We start from the raw sequence: 21,171 nt of genomic DNA, 5'->3' as shown, positions 1-21,171 counted from the left end.
AGAAACGATCATGGCTATGGCCAAAACGAACGCAAAGATCATTGTCAAAGCTAAGCCGACCTCAGCAGGGCGGCGTGGCAAAGTGTCGATCCGCCACGATCATTTGTGGAAGGGTAAGCCGTATGCGCCGTTGGTTGAGTCTCAAACCTCAACAGGTGGGCGCAATAACAACGGTCGTATCACAACACGCCACATGGGTGGTGGTCACAAGCACCACTACCGCAAGGTTGACTTTAAGCGTGACAAAGACGGGATCAAAGGGTTTGTAGAGCGTATCGAATACGATCCAAACCGCAGTGCACACATTGCACTGATCAAATATGCAGATGGCGAATGGCGCTACATCTTGGCGCCCAGAACACTGCGTGCTGGTGACGAAGTACTCAGCGGTGCCGAGGCTCCAATCAAGCCAGGCAATGCGATGCCCATTCGTAACATCCCAGTCGGTACTCAGGTCCATAACGTGGAGATGAAGCCAGGCAAGGGTGGTCAGTTGGCGCGCTCTGCAGGTGCAGCCGTTCAGTTGGTGGCGCGTGAAGGCCAGTATGCAACCGTTATGTTGCGTTCTGGCGAAATGCGCAAGGTGTTGTCGAACTGCAGAGCCACCATCGGGCAGGTTTCAAATACCGAGCACAATCTGGAAAAACTGGGTAAAGCTGGCGCCAAACGCTGGCGGGGTGTTAGGCCAACTGTTCGCGGTGTCGCGATGAACCCTGTAGATCACCCACATGGTGGTGGTGAGGGCCGTACTTCTGGTGGCCGTCATCCAGTTTCTCCATGGGGTACGCCTACCAAGGGTGCTAAGACCCGTAGTAACAAGCGCACCGATAAGATGATTGTACGCCGTCGCGGTAAGAAATAAGCGACTGGCTAAACACTAGCTGAAGAGGAAAGTGCAGTGCCACGTTCACTGAAAAAAGGTCCTTTCATCGATCTTCATTTAATTAAGAAGGTTGAGGCAGCGATCGAAAAAAATGACCGTCGTCCTATTAAGACTTGGTCTCGCCGTTCCATGATCATGCCAGAAATGGTCGGCTTGACTCTCGCTGTACACAACGGTCGTCAACATGTTCCCGTCTTGGTCAACGAAGAGATGGTTGGACATAAATTGGGCGAGTTTGCTGCGACACGCACATATCGCGGTCACATTGCAGACAAGAAAGCCAAGAAGCGCTAAGAGGTCTAACGATGGAAGTATCAGCAAAATTACGCGGTGCTCAACTGTCGGCACAAAAAGCGCGTCTAGTTGTCGATCAGATACGTGGTAAGCACGTTGAAGAGGCACTGGACATCTTAGCTTTCAGTCCGAAGAAGGGTGCAGCGATTGTTAAGAAGGTGCTGGAGTCTGCAATTGCAAACGCCGAGCACAATGAGGGTGCTGATGTTGATGAGTTGACTGTGTCAACCATCTTCGTTGATGAGGGTCTGACGATGAAACGTATCAGACCACGTGCTAAAGGCCGTGCAGATCGCATCCTTAAGCGCACTTGTCACATCACCGTTAAAGTAGCCGATCAGTAAGAGACAGACGTTATGGGTCAGAAAGTACATCCGACAGGTATTCGTCTGGGCATCGTCAAGAAGCATACCTCTACATGGTATGCGGGCAGCGATGAATACGCAGACAAGCTCTACACCGACCTGAAAGTACGCGAGTACATTGAAAAGAAACTGGCGCACGCGTCGGTGAGTCGAGTAGAAATTGAGCGTCCGGCTAACACCGCACGCGTTACCATCCACACTGCCCGTCCAGGTATTGTGATTGGTAAGAAAGGTGAAGATGTGGAAAAACTGCGCGCTGAAGTTAGCAAGCAGATGGGTGTTCCCGTTCACATCAACATCGAAGAAATCCGCAAACCTGATCTGGATGCGGCTCTGGTTGCGCAAAGCGTTGCTCAGCAGCTTGAACGTCGCGTTATGTTCCGACGTGCAATGAAGCGTGCTGTTCAAAACGCAATGCGTCAGGGCGCAGAAGGGATCAAAATCCAGGTTGGCGGTCGACTGGGTGGTGCAGAAATCGCACGCACCGAATGGTACCGCGAAGGCCGCGTGCCTCTGCACACTTTGCGTGCCGATATCGATTACGCCACAGCTGAAGGTGCTACTACCTACGGTATTATTGGCGTGAAAGTTTGGATCTTCAAAGGTGAAGTAATTGGCGGCTTAGATGCTGTCGAAGAAAAGCCAAAGAAGAAAAAAGGCTCTAAGTAAGGGGTACGCAAGATGCTGCAACCGAAGCGTACAAAGTTTCGCAAGCAAATGAAGGGCCGCAATCGCGGTCTGGCCCATCGCGGCTCAAAGGTTAGCTTTGGCGAATTTGGCTTAAAGTCCAATGCACGTGGCCGTATTACTGCCCGTCAAATTGAAGCGGCGCGTCGTGCAATGACTCGTCACATCAAGCGTGGCGGCAAAATTTGGATTCGTGTATTTCCAGATAAGCCAATTACCAGCAAGCCTCTAGAGGTTCGTCAGGGTAAGGGTAAGGGTAATGTTGAGTACTGGGTCGCCCAGATTCAACCTGGCAAGGTTCTGTACGAGATGGAAGGTGTCTCCGAAGAACTGGCTCGCGAAGCTTTCGCACTGGCCGCTGCCAAGTTACCTTTAAGTACAACTTTCGTGAAACGTTCGGTGATGTGATGAAAGCTCAAGAACTCCGCGAAAAATCTGTTGAAGAGCTAAATGCTGAGTTGCTGAAGCAGCTGGAAGATCAGTTTAAGCTGCGTATGCAAGCTTCTACTGGTCAGCTGAATCAGACCCATCTGCTCAAGCAGACACGTCGCGAAATTGCTCGTATTAAAACAGTGCTGAATCAAAAGGCAGGTGCGTAACTATGACAGACAAGTTAGTGCGTCAGGTAACCGGTAAAGTAGTAAGTGACAAGATGGATAAAACCATCACTGTCCTGATCGAACGCCGTGTTAAGCACCCAATTTATGGTAAGTACGTCAGTAAGTCATCCAAGCTGAAAGCTCATGATGAAAAGAATGAGTGTAAGGCAGGAGACGTGGTCACTATTGAAGAGTCCCGTCCTCTGTCTAAGTCTAAGTCTTGGGCTTTAGTTAAAATTGAAGAACACGCCACTGAGATTTAATTATCTCAGGCGTTGTTAAGAGTTTCGGAGACGGACGATGATTCAAGCGCAATCATACTTGGATGTGGCAGACAACAGTGGTGCCCGCCGCGTTATGTGCATTAAAGTGCTCGGCGGTTCGCATCGTCGTTACGCTGCCGTAGGTGATATTATTAAGGTGACCGTTAAGGAAGCCATACCTCGCGGTAAAGTGAAGAAAGGTCAGGTGATGAAGGCCGTGGTTGTACGTACCAAAAAAGGTGTGCGTCGCCAGGACGGGTCTCTGATTAAGTTTGACGATAACGCTGCCGTATTGCTGAACCAACAGGATGCTCCTATTGGTACACGTATATTCGGCCCTGTTACTCGTGAACTGCGTGGCGAAAAATTCATGAAGATCATCTCATTGGCTCCAGAAGTTCTGTAAGCCAGAGCTTTTGTAACCTGAGAGAGTCGAGGACAGGGTTATGCGTAAGATCAAACGTAATGACGAAGTGATTGTGATCGCAGGTCGCGATAAAGGTAAGCGCGGTAAAGTAGTTAACGTACTTGCCGACGATCGCTTGCTCGTGTCTGGTGTTCACATGATCAAAAAACACCAAAAACCAAACCCGCAGTTGGGTGTGGCCGGCGGAATCGTGGAGAAAGAAGCTCCGATTCAGGTTTCCAATGTTGCTATTTTTAATGGCGCTACTGGTAAAGCTGATCGTGTAGGTTTCAAGATCCTGGAAGACGGCACCAAAGTGCGAGTTTTCAAATCCAACGGCGAAGCCGTTGACGCGTAATTAGCAAAATCTAATTACGCCAAGTTAACGGCATAAGCAGACGGTAATTGAACATGGCTAAGTTGAAAGAACTTTACCAAAACGAAATCGCAGCCAAGCTGAAAGATGAGCTGAAGCTGGCGAACGTTATGGAAGTGCCCAAAATCACCAAAATCACCCTGAACATGGGTGTTGGTGAGGCAATCGGTGACAAGAAAGTCTTAGAAAATGCTGTCAGCGATATGGAAAAGATCTCTGGTCAAAAAGCAGTAGTGACCAAAGCTCGCAAATCCATCGCTGGCTTCAAGGTACGTGAAGAGTGGCCGATCGGTTGTAAAGTAACTCTGCGCTCCGAGCGCATGTATGAGTTTCTTGAGCGTCTGATCAGCATCGCGATTCCACGTATTCGTGACTTCCGTGGTATCAGCCCCAAGCAGTTCGACGGTCGTGGCAATTTCTCTATGGGTGTGGGTGAGCAAATCATCTTCCCGGAAATTGAATTCGACAAAGTTGACAAGCTGCGCGGTCTGGATATCTGTATCACAACCACAGCACGTAATAACGAGGAAGGCCTTGCTTTGCTGAAGGCATTCAACTTCCCGTTTAAAGGCTAAGGAAACGGATCATGGCTAAGAAATCTATGATTGCACGTGAAACCAAACGTGCTAACGCAGTTGCAAAGTTTGCCGCCAAGCGTCAAGCCTTGAAAACTATCATTGCCAACCCTGAGTCTTCGGAAGAAGAAGTATGGGAAGCGCAGGTTAAGCTTCAGCAACTGCCTCGTGATGCGAGTCCGGTTCGTCAGCAACGTCGCTGTCGTATTACTGGTCGTCCACACGCAGTTTATCGCAAGTTCGGCCTGTGCCGTAACAAACTGCGTGAAGCGGCAATGCGTGGTGATGTCCCAGGTTTGGTTAAGGCCAGCTGGTAAGCTGAATTTAGGAGCAGAAACTTATGAGTATGCAAGATCCGTTGGCAGATATGCTGACTCGTATCCGCAACGCTCAACAAGTCGGCAAGGTTGATGTCACCATGCCTTCTTCAAAGCTGAAAATTAACGTTACACGTGTTCTTGTAGAAGAAGGCTACGTAACCGGTTTTTCAGTGAGCGAAGATGCTCAGCCTCAACTGACCGTTGAGCTGAAATACTTCGAAGGCAAGCCAGTTATTGCTGAGCTTGACCGTGTAAGCCGTCCAGGCTTGCGTAACTACTCTGGTAAAGATGGCTTGCCATCGGTTCGTGGCGGTTTAGGTATCGCTATCGTTTCCACCAGTAAGGGTGTAATGACTGATCGTGCTGCTCGCGCTCAAGGCGTTGGTGGTGAGGTTCTCTGCACCGTATTTTAACCCCCGTCTAGCTGCTCTGCAGCTAACGGCAATAGTTGTTTTAACGGGAATTCGTTATGTCACGAGTTGCAAATAGTCCGGTTGAAGTGCCCGCTGGTGTAACTGTAACCCTGAGTGGTCAGGATCTTACGGTTAAAGGCAGCAATGGTACATTGGCCCACACCATCCACAGCAGTGTTGAAGTCGCTCAGAACGATAATGTTCTGAATGTCTCTGCTCGTGATGGCGCCAAGCAGTCTCGCGCATTAGCAGGCACGACACGTGCTCTGGTAAACAACATGGTAGTCGGCGCTTCTCAAGGTTTTGAGAAGAAGCTGTTACTACAAGGTGTTGGTTATCGTGCTAAAGCTGCGGGCAGTTCTGTAGACCTGACTCTGGGTTTCTCCCACCCGGTTGTTTATGACCTTCCTGAAGGCGTAAAAGCTGAGACCCCAAGTCAGACTGAGATCGTACTGAAGAGCGCTGATAAGCAGTTGCTCGGTCAGGTAGCCGCGGAAATCCGCGCATATCGTCCACCAGAGCCTTACAAAGGTAAAGGTGTTCGCTACGCTGACGAATATGTACGTCGTAAAGAAGCTAAGAAGAAGTAGGGCCTAGGTCATGAACGATAAAAAACAATCTCGTTTGCGTCGTGCGCGTCGTGCTCGTGCAAAGATGAGTGAGCTGGGCGCAGTGCGCCTGTGCGTTAACCGCACTCCTCGCCACATCTATGCGCAGGTTATCGCTGCCGATGGTGCCAAAGTACTGGCTCAAGCCTCTACTTTGGATAAAGATTTACGTGCAGGAAAAACCAGCAACAAAGAAGCTGCTCAGGCAGTTGGAAAGTTGGTTGCCGAGCGTGCTAAAGCTGCTGGGGTTACCCAGGTTGCTTTCGATCGTAGTGGTTTTAAATACCACGGTCGTGTGCAGGCTTTGGCAGACGCCGCCCGCGAAGCTGGTTTGGAATTCTAAAGGTTGAGATATGGCTTTTAACAAGAAAGAAGAACGTAACGATGAAGGCTTTCATGAGAAGCTGGTTCAGGTTAACCGCGTTGCCAAGACCGTTAAAGGTGGTCGTATCTTTACCTTTACAGCACTGACTGTTGTTGGTGATGGTAATGGCAAAGTAGGCTTCGGTCGCGGTAAAGCCCGCGAAGTACCTGCTGCTATCCAGAAGGCTATGGAAGCTGCTCGTCGTAACATGATCGAAGTTGATCTGAATGGCGACACTCTGCAGTATGCCACCACGGGCCGTCACAGTGGCTCCAAGGTATTCATGCAGCCTGCATCACAAGGTACTGGTGTTATTGCCGGTGGTGCAATGCGCTCTGTATTTGAAATGGCTGGCGTTCAGAACGTTCTGGCAAAATGCTACGGTTCCACGAACCCCGTAAACGTGGTTCGTGCGACCTTCAAGGCGCTGCAAGAAATGGCGTCTCCTGATTCGGTAGCAGCCAAACGCGGCAAAAGCGTTGAAGACATTCTGAACTGATTGGGTTGATACAACCCAATTCAGCATTCTGAGTGGACCGACTCTTAATAAGCGCCAGGCACAATGTTGTACACTGGCGCTTACAATGAGCCATCAGCTCTTAAAGAAAAGTTGGATAGGACCATGGCTAAGAAAATGATTAAAGTGACTCAGGTGAAAAGCGCTGCTGGCCGCCTGAAGAACCACAAAGCCTGCGTCGCCGGTTTGGGCCTGCGTCGCATTGGCCACTCTGTAGAAGTAGAAGATACTCCTTCAGTGCGTGGCATGATTAACAAAGTAACTTATCTGGTTAAGGTAGAGGGAGAGTAAGATGCGTCTGAATACTCTAAGTCCTGCACCTGGCAGCACCCACAGCAAGAAGCGCGTCGGTCGTGGTATCGGTAGCGGTCTTGGTAAAACTGGTGGTCGCGGTCATAAAGGTCTGAAATCTCGTTCCGGTGGTAGTGTTAAGCCAGGGTTCGAGGGTGGTCAGATGCCTCTGCAAAAACGTCTGCCTAAATACGGTTTTACTTCCCGTGTAGGTCGCGTAACTGCCGAGGTTCGTTTGGCTGAACTGAACAAAATCGAAGGCGAAGTGGTCGATCTGGATACACTGAAGCAAGCTGATATTGTTAATATCAATATGAAGCGTGCTAAGATCTTCCTTTCCGGCGAACTGACGAAAGCAGTGACTGTAAAAGGTCTGGCCGTGACCAAGGGCGCTAAAGCTGCCATTGAAGCAGCTGGCGGTAAAGTCGAAGAATAAGACAGTCGAACCTGGCCGGCCGCTCATGTTAGTGGCCGGTGTCTAGTTACTGGACTCTGGTAATGGATTCTGGTGCTTGGACTGTCGACTACTGATTAGAGACTGATTTATGGCAACCCCTGGAAATCTGCCATTAGGAAACAAGAAAGGATTGGGCGAGCTTTGGGCTCGCCTTCGTTTTCTTTTTATAGCAATTGTTGTTTACCGTATTGGTACACACATTCCGGTGCCAGGTATTGATCCTGAGCGGCTGGCGACATTGTTTAATCAGAACCAAGGCACGATTTTGGGGCTGTTTAATATGTTCTCGGGTGGTGCACTCGAGCGTATGAGTATCTTGGCTTTGGGTATCATGCCCTATATTTCCGCCTCGATTATCATGCAGCTGATGTCTGCCGTTGTGCCAACACTGGAGCAGTTGAAAAAAGAAGGTGACGCCGGTCGACGTAAGATTAACCAGTACACCCGCTATTTGACGGTGTTATTGGCTCTGGTTCAGGGCTCTGGTATGGCGGTCGGTTTTTCCGGCCAGGCTTACATGACGGGTTTCAGCTTTTATTTTGTCGCAGTGACGTCACTGGTAACCGGCGCAGTCTTCATGATGTGGTTGGGCGAGCAAGTGACAGAGCGCGGTATTGGTAACGGCATCTCGATGCTGATTTTTGCCGGTATTGTGGCAGGTTTGCCGAGTGCGGTAGGCCAGGCGTTCGAAAGCGCACGTCAGGGTGACTTGCACATTCTGTTGTTATTGGGTGTGACATTCCTGGCAATTGCGGTTGTGTGGTTGGTGGTTCGTATGGAGCGCGGTCAGCGCCGTATTACCGTTAATTATGCAAAGCGTCAGCAGGGCCGCAAAGTATTTGCAGCTCAAAGCAGCCATCTGCCGTTGAAAGTGAATATGGCTGGGGTTATCCCGGCGATCTTTGCCAGCAGTATCCTGTTGTTCCCGGCGTCTGTGGCGCAGTGGTTCGGCCAGGGTGGTGAAGGCTTGGGTAGTGAAATTCTGCAAGAAGTGGCGTTAGCGATTGGCCCAGGCCAACCACTGAACTTCCTCTTGTTTGCAGCGCTGATTGTGTTCTTCTGTTTCTTTTATACGGCGTTGATGTTTAACCCGAATGAAGTGGCAGATAACCTGAAAAAGTCTGGAGCGTATATCCCTGGTATTCGCCCCGGTGAGCAGTCAGCCAAGTATATCGACAATGTTCTGACCCGGTTAACCGTGGTAGGCGCTGTTTATATTGCGGCAGTCTGTTTATTACCGCAGTTCCTGGTGGTGGCGACTAACATCCCATTCTACCTGGGCGGTACGTCACTGCTGATTGTTGTGGTAGTGGTAATGGACTTTATGTCCCAGGTGCAATCGCATTTGATGTCTCATCAATATGATTCATTGATGAAGAAAGCAAACCTTAAAGGCTATGGTTCAGCCCGATAATCGGGTAAGATGCTCGGCCGCTGAGTTAGAAGGTGTTTTGAAACATGAAAGTTCGTGCTTCAGTAAAGAAAATATGCCGTAACTGTAAAGTTGTACGTCGTAAAGGTGTTCTGCGCGTTATCTGCAATGCCGAGCCACGTCACAAGCAGCGTCAAGGCTAAGACTCTTTTGTGACCAGGGTTGTTTCTCTGGTCGTAAAAGAGCAGGGCTTGAAGGCACCTGAAGTGTCTTCAAGCCTCCAGTTACTGGTCTCCAGTTGCTGGAAACAAGGGGGCGTTGACTGTCGCCAGGGGGGAAACTCTCTGGCTATTGCTTTTTGTGCGTAATACCGCTATCCTTTCGCGCCTTTTTAATGGTGCTGAGGGTGGCGTATTGTCGCTGTCAACGCTGCAACTTAAGTTATACGTGGAGTAATCCGAATGGCCCGTATTGCTGGTGTCAATATACCAGATAACAAGCATGCCGTTATCTCCCTGACCTATGTCTATGGGATTGGTCGCACAACTGCGAAACAAATTTGCGCCGCTTCCGGCATCGCTGAATCTACCAAAATTGGTGATCTGAGCGAGTCTGAGGTAGACGCTATCCGTAGTGAAGTCGCTAAAGTCTCTGTTGAGGGTGATTTGCGTCGTGAAGTTTCTATGAGCCTCAAGCGTTTGATGGATTTGGGCTGCTACCGCGGTCTGCGCCATCGTCGCAGTTTGCCTGCTCGTGGACAACGTTCAAAGACGAATGCTCGCACTCGCAAGGGTCCGCGCAAGCCGATCAAAAAGTAAGTCTTAATCCTTAATAGGTTGAAGACTTCCCAAGGTTAGAGGTTAGGAAGAGTTGCTATGGCAAAGCCAAGTAAAACTACTAAGAAGAAGGTTAAAAAGACGGTTGTCGATGGCATTGCCCATGTACACGCCTCTTTTAACAACACGATCGTGACTATTACCGATCGTCAGGGTAACACCCTGAGCTGGGCTACCGCTGGTGGTTCCGGTTTCCGTGGTTCCCGTAAGTCTACCCCGTTCGCAGCTCAGGTTGCTGCAGAGCGCGCTGGCGAAGCGGCTAAAGATTACGGCCTGAAGAATCTGGACGTTGAAGTTAAAGGTCCTGGTCCTGGTCGTGAGTCTGCAGTACGTGCTTTGAACAACGTTGGTTATAAGATTACTAACATTGTCGACGTCACGCCGATTCCACACAACGGCTGTCGTCCGCCGAAGAAACGTCGCGTATAAGGGGGCTTAGATAATGGCACGTTATATTGGACCAACTTGTAAGCTGTCTCGTCGCGAAGGAACTGATCTGTTCCTGAAAAGTGGCGCACGTCCGCTTGATTCCAAGTGTAAAGTTGAAAATGCTCCTGGCCAGCACGGTCTCCGTCGCGGACGTTTGTCCGACTACGGTGTACAGCTGCGTGAGAAGCAAAAAGTTCGTCGTACTTACGGCGTACTGGAAAAACAATTCCGCGGTTACTACAAAGAAGCTGCCCGTCGCAAAGGCGCGACCGGTGAGATTCTGTTGCAATTGCTGGAGCAGCGTTTGGATAACGTTGTATACCGTATGGGCTTTGGTGCTACTCGCGCTGAATCTCGTCAGCTGGTTTCGCACAAATCAATCAGCGTAAACGGTCAGACAGTTAACATTGCTTCTTACCAGGTGAAAGCCGGTGACGTAGTTGCTGTTCGCGAAAAAGCTAAAAACCAACTGCGTATTGCGCAGGCTCTGACACTGGCCGCTCAGCGTGCTGATGTTGAGTGGGTTGATGTGAGTGCGGACAAAAAAGAAGGTACGTTTAAGCGTGTACCAGATCGCGCCGATTTACCAGCTGAGATCAACGAGAACTTGATCGTTGAGCTTTACTCTAAGTAAGAAATTTCCACTAAAGGTGTGACTATGCAGAGTGCTGTAAACGAGTTTTTGACCCCGCGTCATATCGACGTTACTGAAAACGGCCCAACTCGCGCAAAAGTGGTTTTAGAGCCTCTTGAGCGTGGTTTTGGTCATACCCTTGGTAATGCGTTGCGTCGTATTCTTCTGTCTTCCATGCCCGGCTGTGCCGTCACGGAAGTTGAAATTGATGGTGTACTCCACGAGTACAGCGCCATTGAGGGTGTTCAGGAAGACGTTATTGAAATCCTGTTGAACCTCAAAGGTGTCGCTGTTGTTATGCACGGTAAAGATCAAGCCGTGTTGACCCTCAGCAAGAAAGGCCCTGGCGTTGTAACCGCTGGCGACATTCAGGTTGATCACGAAGTTGAGATCAAAAACCCTGAGCATGTGATTGCCAACATCACTGGTGATGTTGATCTGAGCATGAAATTAACCGTTGCTCGTGGTCGCGGCTATCAGCCAGCTGATGCCCGTCATAATGATGAAGAAGAGACTCGTGCTATTGGCCGTCTGCAACTGGACGCGTCTTTCAGTCCTGTTAAGCGTCTGGCTTATCAGGTAGAAAGTGCACGTGTTGAGCAGCGCACAGACCTGGACAAGTTGATCCTTGATCTGGAAACCAACGGTACAATCGATCCTGAAGAAGCGATCCGTCGCGCTGCAACTATTCTGCAGCAGCAACTGGCGGTATTCGTTGACTTGGAAGGCGAAAAAGAAGTTGAGCCTGAAGAGAAGGAAGAAGAGATCGATCCAGTACTGTTGCGTCCAGTGGACGACTTGGAGTTGACTGTTCGTTCAGCCAACTGTCTGAAAGCAGAAAATATTTACTACATTGGTGACCTGATTCAGCGCACCGAAGTAGAACTGCTCAAGACTCCTAACCTGGGTAAGAAATCTCTTACTGAGATCAAAGACATTCTGGCGTCTCGCGGTCTGTCTCTCGGTATGCGTTTGGAGAACTGGCCACCTGCCAGCCTCGCAAACGACGATAAATTAGCGTAAAAATAGGCCGCCGCTCTGGACTGTTTAGGTCCTAAACAGAGCTAGGCGGCGGTTGTTAACAAGATTTACTGTTGCCGAAGGGCAGCAGAAATCAGTTTTGAAGGATTTAGAGTTATGCGTCATCGTCATAGTGGCCGTCAACTGAATCGCAACTCATCACACCGTAAAGCCATGTTCAAGAACATGACTATTTCACTGGTTGAGCATGAGTTGATTAGAACAACTTTGGCTAAGGCTAAAGAACTGCGTTCCGTTGCGGAGCCTCTGATTACCTTGTCGAAAGAAGACAGCGTTGCAAATCGCCGCCTGGCTTTCAGTCGTCTGGGTAGCAAAGCAGCCGTTGGTAAACTGTTCAGCGAACTGGGTCCTCGTTACGAGACTCGTCCAGGTGGTTATATTCGCATCTTGAAGTGTGGTTTGCGCACTGGCGATAAAGCCCCAATGGCGTATGTTGAACTGGTTGATCGTCCGGTTGCAGCTGAGGCTGTTGAAGAAGACTAAGATTCAGTCTTCTGAGAAAAAAGCGCCTACGGGCGCTTTTTTTTCGCCTGTACTTTATCAGTTGCAGTTGTGGGGCTTAATGTTGAGATTAGGAGACTAATACTCCAGTCTTTTCGGCAGCAGTGGCTAGAGTAGTGCTCTCAGTAACGTGTAGTTGTACCTCGTCAGTTCAGGTGGTTACCTGCTAGACTCATGTTAGAAATTAGAAATAAACCGACTTTTTAGCACATTCGATAGGAAGCTTTGCGCATGATTGTCCCCGTTATTATGGCCGGAGGCTCAGGAACCCGCCTTTGGCCTATGTCTCGCTCTCTTTTCCCAAAGCAGTTTTTACCGCTTGTGAGTGAAAACAGTATGTTGCAAGACACTTGCAGTCGACTTTTGGGGATTGATGTGGAGGCCCCGATGGTCATTTGCGGGGAGGATCACCGCTTTACGGTTGCTGAGCAATTGCGGACACTCGAGTCGGTACAGGGTGGGCATATCGTGCTTGAGCCTGCTGGCCGCAATACGGCGCCTGCTGTTGCGTTGGCTGCCTTGCAGCTGATGCGGTCAGGAGCGGGAGAGTCGATGATGTTGGTGTTGGCGGCAGATCACGTGATTACAGATGTGAATGCCTTTCAGGTTGCTACCAGAAAGGCGGCTGTCCACGCGAAACAAGGCAAGATGGTGACCTTTGGGATTATTCCTTCGGGGCCTGAGACCGGGTATGGGTATATTCGCCAGGGAGATACTTTGGGGGATGCGTATCAGGTAAAAGAGTTTGTTGAAAAGCCAGATGTCGAGCTAGCCCAAAAGTATCTTTCAAGTGGAGACTATGTCTGGAATAGCGGAATGTTTATGTTCAAGGCCAGTCGATATCTTGAAGAATTGAAAGCTCATCGCCCGGATATTCTCGCTGCTTGTGAGTCTTCAATGGAATTGGCAGTTGAAGATACCGACTTTATTCGTCCTGACAAAGAGACATTTTTGTCCTGCCCGGATGACTCCATTGATTACGCGGTAATGGAGCCTTTGTGTACGGGAGCTTCAGCTAAGAATGTTGTTGTTGTGCCGCTGGATTGTGGTTGGAGCGATGTCGGTTCCTGGTCGGCTCTTTGGGAGGTGTCTGCCAAAGATGAGGCAGGGAATGCGATACAGGGTGATGTGATCGCTGAGGATACCACTAACTGTTATATCCGCAGTGACTCCAAATTGGTGGCTACTGTTGGGCTGGATGATGTCATCGTAGTAGAGAGTGATGACGCCATCATGGTGGCGGCGAAAGATCGAGTACAAGATGTTAAAAAGATTGTAGCGCAGTTGAAGCAGCATGGGCGGAGCGAGGCTCAGCTACATCGTAAGGTGTATCGCCCCTGGGGGTTTTACGATTCCATCGATAACGGCGATCGCTTTCAAGTTAAGCGGATTGTGGTTAAGCCGGGTGGCACACTGAGTTTACAAATGCATCATCACCGCGCCGAGCACTGGATTGTGGTCAGTGGTACCGCCGAAGTGACTCGTGGTGATGAGGTCTTTCTGGTATCCGAAAACGAGTCGACTTATATTCCTCTGGGCGTCACCCATCGTCTGGCGAACCCGGGCGCTATCCCTCTGGAAATGATCGAGGTGCAGTCAGGTTCTTATTTGGGTGAGGATGATATCGTCCGGTTTGAGGATACTTACGGCCGTAATTAGTGGCGGAACAGTTAACAGGCACAAAAAAGGGCGACATCATGTCGCCCTTTTTTATTTCAGTCACACAGCATTAAACAATATCGTTCAAAGACTTCAGCAGCGCAATCAGTTTGGCATCGCTAAAGGTTTCCATTTGAGATTCCAGACTTTGCAGCTTTTCTTTGATCTGAGCTTTAAGATCGGCATTGGATACGTTGGTGTCAAAACCAGCAAGGTCCAGATTGTCGGCAATCATGCCAGCGCCGACCGTTCCGTTGGTGATGCGGTCGATAATGATGAACGCGCCAGTAATGCGGTTGTCCTGATATTTATCGAAAATAACCGGCATGTCGAAGCTGATGTCGCACAGAGCGATTTCATTCAGTTCAAGATTGTCGGCCGCACTCTTCTCCATCGTGTTGACGTCAATCTTGTGTTCGATGGCAACCACATTGCCCAAGGCTTTCTTGCTGACAAATTTAACGGCGTACTGCTTGTGCAGGCGCAGAGACTCTTCCGCCATCCAGATGACGTGAGCTTTTACACCAGTACTCACGTGCGGCAGGTCACCGGCTTTCACCAGCATGTCGCCGCGACTCACATCAATTTCATCCTCCAGAGTCAGGGTGACCGCTTGTGATTCCTGAGCTTCCGGTTGATCGCCATCAAAGGTGGAAATGGTTTTTACTTTACTGGTTTTGCCTGAAGGCAGTGAAACCACTTCATCACCTGGATGAATCGTGCCGGAAGCAATGGTGCCCGCAAAGCCACGGAAGTCCAGATTCGGACGGATCACGTATTGTACAGGCAGGCGGAAGTTTTCCAGATTGCGATCCTGAGCAATCTCGATGTTTTCAAGTACGTTCATCAGCGGCTGACCGGTAAACCAGGGCATATGCTCTGATGGGTTGACCACGTTGTCGCCACGCAGGGCAGAAATAGGGGCAAACTGGATGTCAGGAATGTTCAGCTGTTTGGCAAACGCTTTGTACTCTTCAACGATCTCGTTGTAGCGCTCTTCTTTGTAGTCCACCAGATCCATTTTGTTAATGGCAACCACAACGTGCTTAATGCCCAGCAGGGACACGATAAAGCTGTGACGTTTGGTCTGAGTCATGATGCCGTGGCGGGCGTCGACCATAACAATCGCCAGGTCGCAATTGGAGGCGCCGGTGGCCATGTTGCGGGTGTACTGCTCGTGCCCCGGGGTGTCGGCGATGATGAACTTGCGCTTGTCGGTGGAAAAATAGCGATACGCGACATCAATGGTAATGCCTTGCTCTCGTTCGCTTTGCAGACCGTCCACCAGTAGCGCCAGATCGAATTCACCGTCGGTGGTGTTAAAGCGCTTAGAGTCGTTTTTGATAGCCGACAGGTGATCTTCAAAGATCATTTTTGAGTCGTGCAGCAGGCGACCAATCAAGGTACTTTTGCCATCGTCCACGCTACCGCAGGTTAAAAAGCGTAACAGTTCTTTGTTCTCGTGCTGATCAAGGTAGCCGAGAATGTCTTTTTCAAGAAGAGAGGTCGATTCAGTCATAATAATCTCTTTGCAGTCTTGGGTTATCCGGTTAAACCGTCTAACAAAATTTCAAATTGTAAGGTGTCTGTTTTCTAACGTTTTTAACCGTCTTGTTTAAGTGACGGCTGTTAGAAATAACCTTCCATTTTCTTCTTCTCCATGGAGCCAGCGGAATCGCTGTCAATCACTCGGCCCTGACGCTCGGAGGTTTTGGTCAACAGCATTTCCTGAATGATTTCCGGCAATGTGGCGGCATCGGATTCGACTGCGCCGGTCAGTGGGTAGCAGCCCAGTGTGCGGAAGCGAACATTTTTCATTTCCGGCTCTTCACCTTCTTCCAGTGGCATACGCTCGTCGTCGACCATAATCAGAGTGCCATCCCGCTCAACCACAGGGCGTTTTTCTGCAAAGTACAGGCTTGGAATCTGGATGTTCTCTTTGTAGATGTACTGCCAGATATCCAGCTCGGTCCAGTTGGATAGTGGGAAAACGCGAATGCTTTCACCCTGATCGACGTTGCTGTTGTAGATGTTCCACAGTTCAGGACGCTGGTTTTTAGGATCCCAGCGGTGATTTTTATCACGGAAAGAATACACGCGTTCTTTTGCGCGGGATTTTTCCTCGTCGCGGCGCGCTCCACCAAAGGCGGCATCAAACTTGTAGTGATTCAGCGCTTGCTTAAGGCCTTCGGTTTTCATGATGTCGGTGTGCTTGGCGCTGCCATGTGTGAATGGGCTGATGTCCATTGCGACGCCGTCCGGATTGATGTGCACCAATAAGTCGAAACCGTACTCTTTGGCCACACGATCGCGGAATTCGATCATCTCGCGGAATTTCCAGGTGGTGTCTACGTGCAGCAGGGGAAAAGGAATCTTGCCCGGATGGAACGCTTTGCGAGCCAGGTGCAGCAGTACGGAGGAATCTTTACCGACTGAGTAAAGCATGACGGGGTTATCAAACTCGGCGGCAACCTCACGGAAGATCTGGATGCTCTCGGCTTCGAGGAGTTTTAAATGGGTCAATTTTTCAGGAGTCATAACAATACCTAATGTGTGTAGCAAAAAAATTTGTGGTGAGTTCTGGAGGGAGGGCATCAGCCCCTCCCCGTAATTCATTTATGTCAGTCAAGTCATGATGTTCAGGTAAACATGCTCAGCCAATCAGCTTCATCTCGCGCAAGCGCTCAATCACCAGATCAACGGCATCGGTCATCGTGTGTTGGGATGTGTCGATGCGCAGCTCGGGGTTTTCCGGCTCGTCGTAAGGATCGTCAATGCCGGTGAAGCCTTTGATCTTGCCGTCACGAGCCATGGCGTAAAGCCCTTTGCGGTCACGGGCTTCGCAGACCTCAATCGGAGTGGCTACATGAATTTCAACAAATACACCGACTTCTTCGATCAGGCTGCGCACGGCACGTCTTGTGGTCGCATAAGGTGCGATAGGGGCGCAAATGGCGATGCCGCCATTTTTGCTGATCTCGCTGGCGACGTAGCCAATCCGCTGAATGTTTAAGTCTCGGTGTTCCTTAGAGAAAGTCAGTTCGCTGGACAGGTTTTTGCGCACCACATCACCATCCAGTAAAGACACATGGCGACCGCCCAATTCGCGCAATTTTACCATAACGCCGTTGGCGAGGGTGGATTTGCCAGAGCCTGATAGACCAGTAAAGAATAAGGTTATGCCCTGCTTCGAGCGGGGCGGTAAAGTGCGATTCAGTTCTTGCACCACTTCGGGGAAGGCAAACCACTCCGGAATATCTTCACCGTGGCAGAGCATGTGTTTTAGCTCTGCGCCGGAAATATACAGTCCCGCCTCGCCGGACAGCAGTTCATGCTCTTCGCAGAACTCGCCACGGCCTTCTACGTATCGCAGGAACGGCGCTTTCAGAATCTGGATGTTCAGTTCGTCCTGCAGCGAGGACACCAGCTCCTGAGCTTCAGTCGCGCCGTAGAACAGACCGCCCAGGTTGTTGCGTCCGGGGCCGGCGTGATCGCGTCCCACAATAAAGTGAGTGAAGCCGAAGTTCTGACGGATGAGCGCATGCCATAGAGCTTCACGGGGACCGCCCATGCGCATCGCCAGAGGCAGCAGGCGGATATCAACCGAGTCTGCGGGGAAGTGCGGCAGAATCTTTTCGTAGCAGCGCACGCGGCAGAAGTGGTCGATATCGCCGGGTTTGGTGCGGCCCACCGCGGTGTGGATCACCAGATTGGCCTGATTCCGAGCCATCAGCCGCTTCATCATAATGACGTGGGCTTTGTGAATCGGGTTGCGAGTCTGGAAGGCAATGACGTTCTTCCAGCCTTTATCGGCGAAGCCCTGGCGCATCTCGGCAGGGGAGTTGCGATACTGACTAAAATCGTAATGCAGCGGCGGGGTGACACCGGTCAGTGTGCCGCCGACGTACACCGGATGGTTTTCGTTCAACAGGATACGCACACCCGGATGGGTTGTGTCGGTGGTGCCAAAGACGTTCTCGGCTTCCCGTTCTTTGTCGGGTGTCCAGATATCTGTAACCAGCAGGTTGGCGATGACCACGCCCTCGGGGTCACGCAGCGTGATCTCGTCACCGATGGAGGTGTCGTCGGCAAACGCCTGAGAGATATCCAGGTTGATGGGCATGGGCCACAGCGTGCCATCCGCCAGACGGATGTTGTCGACCACAGAATCGTAATCCGCCTGGTTCAAGTAGCCGGTCAGTGGTGAAAAGGCACCATTGAGCAACAGCTCAACATCAAACATCTGCCGTTGGGTCAGATCCCACGAGCGGTTGGACTGGGCTTTTTCTTTTTCCTGCAATAAGGCATCACCCTCAGCGTAGAGGTTGATCAGCGTTCCGCCATGTGCGTTTATTGTCGTCATGTATTCTTGCCCTGATGGTGTTGCCCGAGTCTTATAAGCTAAACGGGAGGCTTCTGAAACAGTATGGAAGTTATCTTACTCGGGTAGCGGTATTCATAAAATCAGGATATTATGAATTTATATATCGATTTTATCGGAGTTTTATCGGGCGATGAAGTACACCATCAGGCACCTTCAGGTCTTTTTAGCTGTCGCAAGGGAGCAGAGCATCAGCAAAGCGGCTGTGGCGCTGTCCCTGTCGCAGTCGGCTACCAGTGCCGCTCTGCAGGAATTTGAAAACCGCTACGATATTCAGCTGTTTGATCGGGCCGGTAAGCGCCTGCATCTGAACAGCTTTGGCGAGTCTATTCGGGTCAAGGCCGAGGCGGTGATGGCCCACCTGCTGGGGTTCGAGCAAGAGCTACAGGGGCAGGAAGACTTCGGCCATCTGCGCGTCGGGGCCAGCTTCACCATTGGCAACTATTTGGCGGTTAAACATCTGGCGTCTTATATGCAGAGGTTTCCGGAAGCAAAAGTCGAGATGGAGGTGGGTAGCACGCCGGAAGTCGTGGCCAAGGTGCTGAGCTTTCATCTCGACATTGGTTTGATTGAGGCCGAGTTGCACCACGATGATTTGCGGCTTCAGCCCTGGCGGGAGGATAAAATGGTGGCGTTTTGCCGACCGGACCATCCCCTGGCAAGTAAAGCACAGCTTACGAATAAGGATATCTTGTCCGCCGGCTGGATCCTGCGGGAATCCGACTCCGGTCACCGCCAGACGTTCGACCGCTCCATGCAGGGGTTATTGCCGGATCTGAACATCATTCTGGAGCTGACCCACAACGAAGCCATCAAAAACGCGGTTAAAGCCGGATTGGGTGTGGGGTGTCTGTCCGAAATCGCTGTCGAGGACGAGATTCAGCAGGGGTTACTGGTGCCGTTGCCGATCAAAGGGCGTCCCATGCATCGCCGGTTTTATTTTGTTACCCATAAAAAAGCCGCCATCAGTCGCGCCGTACAGAGCTGGATAGACATTTGCCTCGAATAAACCTGTTTGAAATAAACCGTCTGAAAGCTGCCTGGACCCTTGCGCTCTGTAGATGGCTATTGCATATTCCCTCGCTACGCTGCCTCTGGCTGTCATTGAAAATTAGATGTAAATGGAAAGTTGAGTGTCAATGGAAAACTGGATCAACGAATTTGCCGGCTGGCTGGTAGCACTGGATCTGCTGGTGATTGTGGCGTTATTAATTTTCACTCAGCTTAAGCCCTGGGTCATCTTTTCCGGATCCACCGCTTTTCTGTATCTATCGGACATCCTTTCGCTGGACAGCGTGTTAAGTGGTTACACCAATGCTTCCTTGTTGGTGCTGGCGCTGCTGTTTCTAGTGGCTGTGCCGCTGGAGCGCACGACACTGATGCGTCGGATGAGCGGTGCCGTGGTCAATGGGTCAACACGGCAGTCCATTCTGCGGCTGTCGCTGTTCAGCGGGTTTTTCTCTGCGTTCATCAATAACACCGCTGTGGTCTCGGCCATGTTGGGGCCTCTGAAACGGCAGAGGTCTGCGCCGGTTTCCAAATTACTGCTTCCTTTATCCTACGCCTCTATTCTGGGCGGCACCCTGACCTTGATCGGTACCTCGACCAACCTGATCGTCAACGGCTTTGTCGAGCAGGCGGGTTACGAGTCGTTGGGCTTTTTCGATTTTACTCTGGTGGGCCTGCCGGTGTTTTTCGGCTGCTTGCTGGTGCTGGTGCTGGTGGCTCCCAAAGTTCTGCCGAATCAAGAGTTGGAAGCGGAAGGAGAAGCCTCCCAGGATTATTTTCTGGAGAGGCGGTTAGCGTCGGGCTCGCCGTTGATCGGACGATCAGTACAGGACAACGGTCTGCGTCAGTTGGAGCGGATCTTCCTGGTGGAAGTGATTCGGGATCATCACGTGATGGCGCCAGTCAATCCACAGGAAGTGTTATGTGAAGGCGACATTCTGGTTTTTACGGGCGATTTATCGGCTATTGAATTGCTGGATGATTTTCAAGGTTTGATGCCGTTGCAAGAGTTCGACCTGGCAGTGCGTGAAAACCTGGTGGAAGTGATTATCTCCCCCTCTGCCGGGCTGGTCGGGCGCACCATCAAAGAAGTGGACTTTCGCTCCCGTTTCGACGCCGCCGTGGTTGCGGTGCGTCGGGGTGATCAGCGCTTGCAGGGTGGTCTGGGTAATCTGGCATTGCAGGCGGGCGATGCACTGGTGTTGGCCGTGGGTGATGATTTTAACCGCCGCCGAGACATCTCCGCCGATTTCATTGTGGTGGGCGGCGTGGAGTCTAACAAGGTGCTCTCCGGCGTTCGTGAGTGGTCGGTGTTTTTGGGATTTGCCGCTGCTGTGGTTCTGGGCGCAACGGGTGTTCTGCCGCTCATCAAGGGGTTGCTGATCTATCTTGGCATCCTGCTGGTCACAGGGGTTATGGCGGTGGACGAGATTCGCACCCGCTTTCCGTTTCAGTTGCTGGTGGTTATCGGCGGGGCGTTGGGTGTCTCCCAGGCTATGTTCGAAACCGGGTTGGCCGAGCATATTGGCAATTGGGCGGGTCACGGCTTGAGTGGTTTAAGCCCACTGGGTGCTTTGATCGGTGTCTTCCTGATGACCTGGCTGTTTACCGAACTGGTTACCAACAACGCTGCTGCTGCCATTATGTTTCCGCTGGCGATGGCCATCTCCGGTCAGTGGGGTGACGACTACATGCCGTTCGTTATGGCTGTGGCTTTTGGTGCCAGTGCCAGCTTTGTGTCTCCTTACGGCTATCAGACCAACCTGATGGTATACACCGCCGGTAACTATCGCATGACGGATTATTTTAAGCTGGGGCTGCCAATGCTGGTGGTGTACAGCGTGGTCTCATTAACCATGATCTCGATTGTGTTTGGGTGATAACTGATCGCT

At 50.8% G+C, this 21,171-nt stretch carries 30 protein-coding genes; 27 read left to right on the top strand and 3 right to left on the bottom strand.

Features of this window, described 5'->3' with window-relative positions; translation table 11 throughout:
- Positions 1-16 precede the first annotated feature (16 nt).
- The 25 genes from rplB to ACTG33_RS10190 all read left to right on the top strand — a co-directional run bounded on the left by rplB (position 17) and on the right by ACTG33_RS10190 (position 13,890).
- Positions 17-862: a 50S ribosomal protein L2 gene (gene rplB / locus ACTG33_RS10310; protein WP_439135126.1), complete on the top strand. Its 846-nt coding sequence runs from the start codon at positions 17-19 to the stop codon at positions 860-862.
- A gap of 36 nt (positions 863-898) precedes the next feature.
- Positions 899-1,177 carry a 30S ribosomal protein S19 gene (gene rpsS / locus ACTG33_RS10305; RefSeq protein WP_216098788.1) on the top strand — a complete coding sequence of 93 codons (279 nt, stop codon included), beginning with the start codon at positions 899-901 and terminating at the stop codon, positions 1,175-1,177.
- 11 nt (positions 1,178-1,188) lie between these two features.
- Positions 1,189-1,521: a 50S ribosomal protein L22 gene (gene rplV / locus ACTG33_RS10300; RefSeq protein WP_439135124.1), complete on the top strand. Its 333-nt coding sequence runs from the start codon at positions 1,189-1,191 to the stop codon at positions 1,519-1,521.
- Between the two features lie 12 nt (positions 1,522-1,533).
- Positions 1,534-2,211, top strand: coding sequence for a 30S ribosomal protein S3 (rpsC, locus tag ACTG33_RS10295; protein WP_439135123.1), 678 nt, complete (start codon positions 1,534-1,536; stop codon positions 2,209-2,211).
- A gap of 12 nt (positions 2,212-2,223) precedes the next feature.
- Entirely contained in the window at positions 2,224-2,637 is a 414-nt protein-coding gene (rplP, locus tag ACTG33_RS10290; protein ID WP_167186919.1) for a 50S ribosomal protein L16, read from the top strand.
- Positions 2,637-2,828: a 50S ribosomal protein L29 gene (gene rpmC, locus ACTG33_RS10285; RefSeq protein WP_439135122.1), complete on the top strand. Its 192-nt coding sequence runs from the start codon at positions 2,637-2,639 to the stop codon at positions 2,826-2,828. Before rplP ends, rpmC begins: the two co-directional genes overlap by 1 nt.
- Before the next feature lie 2 nt (positions 2,829-2,830).
- A complete protein-coding gene (gene rpsQ / locus ACTG33_RS10280) occupies positions 2,831-3,091 on the top strand; it encodes a 30S ribosomal protein S17 (RefSeq protein WP_439135121.1) in 261 nt (86 codons plus the stop codon).
- 37 nt (positions 3,092-3,128) lie between these two features.
- A complete protein-coding gene (rplN, locus tag ACTG33_RS10275; protein ID WP_216098784.1) occupies positions 3,129-3,497 on the top strand; it encodes a 50S ribosomal protein L14 in 369 nt (122 codons plus the stop codon).
- Positions 3,498-3,537: 40 nt separating this feature from the next.
- Positions 3,538-3,855, top strand: coding sequence for a 50S ribosomal protein L24 (gene rplX, locus ACTG33_RS10270; protein ID WP_439135120.1), 318 nt, complete (start codon positions 3,538-3,540; stop codon positions 3,853-3,855).
- Between the two features lie 53 nt (positions 3,856-3,908).
- Positions 3,909-4,448, top strand: coding sequence for a 50S ribosomal protein L5 (rplE, locus tag ACTG33_RS10265; protein WP_439135119.1), 540 nt, complete (start codon positions 3,909-3,911; stop codon positions 4,446-4,448).
- An 11-nt stretch (positions 4,449-4,459) separates the two neighbouring features.
- Complete coding sequence (gene rpsN, locus ACTG33_RS10260) at positions 4,460-4,765, top strand: 30S ribosomal protein S14 (protein WP_439135118.1); 306 nt, start codon at positions 4,460-4,462, stop codon at positions 4,763-4,765.
- Between the two features lie 23 nt (positions 4,766-4,788).
- Positions 4,789-5,181, top strand: coding sequence for a 30S ribosomal protein S8 (rpsH, locus tag ACTG33_RS10255; RefSeq protein WP_439135117.1), 393 nt, complete (start codon positions 4,789-4,791; stop codon positions 5,179-5,181).
- 56 nt (positions 5,182-5,237) lie between these two features.
- Positions 5,238-5,771 carry a 50S ribosomal protein L6 gene (gene rplF / locus ACTG33_RS10250; protein ID WP_439135116.1) on the top strand — a complete coding sequence of 178 codons (534 nt, stop codon included), beginning with the start codon at positions 5,238-5,240 and terminating at the stop codon, positions 5,769-5,771.
- A gap of 10 nt (positions 5,772-5,781) precedes the next feature.
- Entirely contained in the window at positions 5,782-6,132 is a 351-nt protein-coding gene (rplR, locus tag ACTG33_RS10245) for a 50S ribosomal protein L18 (RefSeq protein WP_439135115.1), read from the top strand.
- A 10-nt stretch (positions 6,133-6,142) separates the two neighbouring features.
- On the top strand, positions 6,143-6,652 hold the full coding sequence (rpsE, locus tag ACTG33_RS10240) for a 30S ribosomal protein S5 (RefSeq protein WP_439135114.1): 510 nt from the start codon (positions 6,143-6,145) through the stop codon (positions 6,650-6,652).
- Positions 6,653-6,775: 123 nt separating this feature from the next.
- The gene (gene rpmD / locus ACTG33_RS10235; RefSeq protein WP_439135113.1) at positions 6,776-6,961 is read left to right on the top strand and encodes a 50S ribosomal protein L30; all 186 of its coding nucleotides are present in this window, start codon (positions 6,776-6,778) and stop codon (positions 6,959-6,961) included.
- A gap of 1 nt (position 6,962) precedes the next feature.
- Positions 6,963-7,397 carry a 50S ribosomal protein L15 gene (gene rplO / locus ACTG33_RS10230; RefSeq protein WP_439135112.1) on the top strand — a complete coding sequence of 145 codons (435 nt, stop codon included), beginning with the start codon at positions 6,963-6,965 and terminating at the stop codon, positions 7,395-7,397.
- 109 nt (positions 7,398-7,506) lie between these two features.
- Positions 7,507-8,832, top strand: coding sequence for a preprotein translocase subunit SecY (gene secY / locus ACTG33_RS10225; RefSeq protein ID WP_439135111.1), 1,326 nt, complete (start codon positions 7,507-7,509; stop codon positions 8,830-8,832).
- Between the two features lie 44 nt (positions 8,833-8,876).
- Positions 8,877-8,993, top strand: a complete 117-nt coding sequence (gene rpmJ, locus ACTG33_RS10220) for a 50S ribosomal protein L36 (protein WP_216098773.1) — start codon at positions 8,877-8,879, stop codon at positions 8,991-8,993.
- 258 nt (positions 8,994-9,251) lie between these two features.
- Positions 9,252-9,608, top strand: coding sequence for a 30S ribosomal protein S13 (gene rpsM / locus ACTG33_RS10215; RefSeq protein ID WP_439135110.1), 357 nt, complete (start codon positions 9,252-9,254; stop codon positions 9,606-9,608).
- A 57-nt stretch (positions 9,609-9,665) separates the two neighbouring features.
- Complete coding sequence (gene rpsK, locus ACTG33_RS10210) at positions 9,666-10,055, top strand: 30S ribosomal protein S11 (RefSeq protein WP_439135109.1); 390 nt, start codon at positions 9,666-9,668, stop codon at positions 10,053-10,055.
- A 13-nt stretch (positions 10,056-10,068) separates the two neighbouring features.
- Positions 10,069-10,689 carry a 30S ribosomal protein S4 gene (gene rpsD, locus ACTG33_RS10205; RefSeq protein WP_439135108.1) on the top strand — a complete coding sequence of 207 codons (621 nt, stop codon included), beginning with the start codon at positions 10,069-10,071 and terminating at the stop codon, positions 10,687-10,689.
- A 24-nt stretch (positions 10,690-10,713) separates the two neighbouring features.
- Complete coding sequence (locus ACTG33_RS10200) at positions 10,714-11,712, top strand: DNA-directed RNA polymerase subunit alpha (protein ID WP_216098769.1); 999 nt, start codon at positions 10,714-10,716, stop codon at positions 11,710-11,712.
- 114 nt (positions 11,713-11,826) lie between these two features.
- Positions 11,827-12,213, top strand: coding sequence for a 50S ribosomal protein L17 (rplQ, locus tag ACTG33_RS10195; RefSeq protein WP_439135107.1), 387 nt, complete (start codon positions 11,827-11,829; stop codon positions 12,211-12,213).
- 249 nt (positions 12,214-12,462) lie between these two features.
- A complete protein-coding gene (locus tag ACTG33_RS10190; RefSeq protein ID WP_439135106.1) occupies positions 12,463-13,890 on the top strand; it encodes a mannose-1-phosphate guanylyltransferase/mannose-6-phosphate isomerase in 1,428 nt (475 codons plus the stop codon).
- A 70-nt stretch (positions 13,891-13,960) separates the two neighbouring features.
- Here the strand turns inward: ACTG33_RS10190 and cysN are convergent, their stop codons facing one another.
- The 3 genes from cysN to ACTG33_RS10175 all read right to left on the bottom strand — a co-directional run bounded on the left by cysN (position 13,961) and on the right by ACTG33_RS10175 (position 18,253).
- A complete protein-coding gene (cysN, locus tag ACTG33_RS10185) occupies positions 13,961-15,409 on the bottom strand; it encodes a sulfate adenylyltransferase subunit CysN (protein ID WP_439135105.1) in 1,449 nt (482 codons plus the stop codon).
- A 110-nt stretch (positions 15,410-15,519) separates the two neighbouring features.
- Positions 15,520-16,428: a sulfate adenylyltransferase subunit CysD gene (gene cysD, locus ACTG33_RS10180; RefSeq protein ID WP_439135104.1), complete on the bottom strand. Its 909-nt coding sequence runs from the start codon at positions 16,426-16,428 to the stop codon at positions 15,520-15,522.
- A gap of 115 nt (positions 16,429-16,543) precedes the next feature.
- On the bottom strand, positions 16,544-18,253 hold the full coding sequence (locus ACTG33_RS10175; protein ID WP_439135103.1) for a bifunctional sulfate adenylyltransferase/adenylylsulfate kinase: 1,710 nt from the start codon (positions 18,251-18,253) through the stop codon (positions 16,544-16,546).
- Between the two features lie 151 nt (positions 18,254-18,404).
- Between ACTG33_RS10175 and ACTG33_RS10170 the strand changes: the two genes are divergently transcribed.
- Entirely contained in the window at positions 18,405-19,280 is an 876-nt protein-coding gene (locus ACTG33_RS10170) for a LysR substrate-binding domain-containing protein (protein ID WP_439135102.1), read from the top strand.
- Positions 19,281-19,410: 130 nt separating this feature from the next.
- Entirely contained in the window at positions 19,411-21,159 is a 1,749-nt protein-coding gene (locus ACTG33_RS10165; protein WP_439135125.1) for an SLC13 family permease, read from the top strand.
- Positions 21,160-21,171: the final 12 nt, after the last annotated feature.

Source organism: Pseudomaricurvus sp. (assembly GCF_965662505.1).
In the GTDB taxonomy this organism is placed as follows: domain Bacteria; phylum Pseudomonadota; class Gammaproteobacteria; order Pseudomonadales; family Cellvibrionaceae; genus Pseudomaricurvus.
The sequence above is the reverse complement of the archived record's forward strand: the minus strand, read 5'-3'. Positions and strand labels throughout refer to the sequence as shown.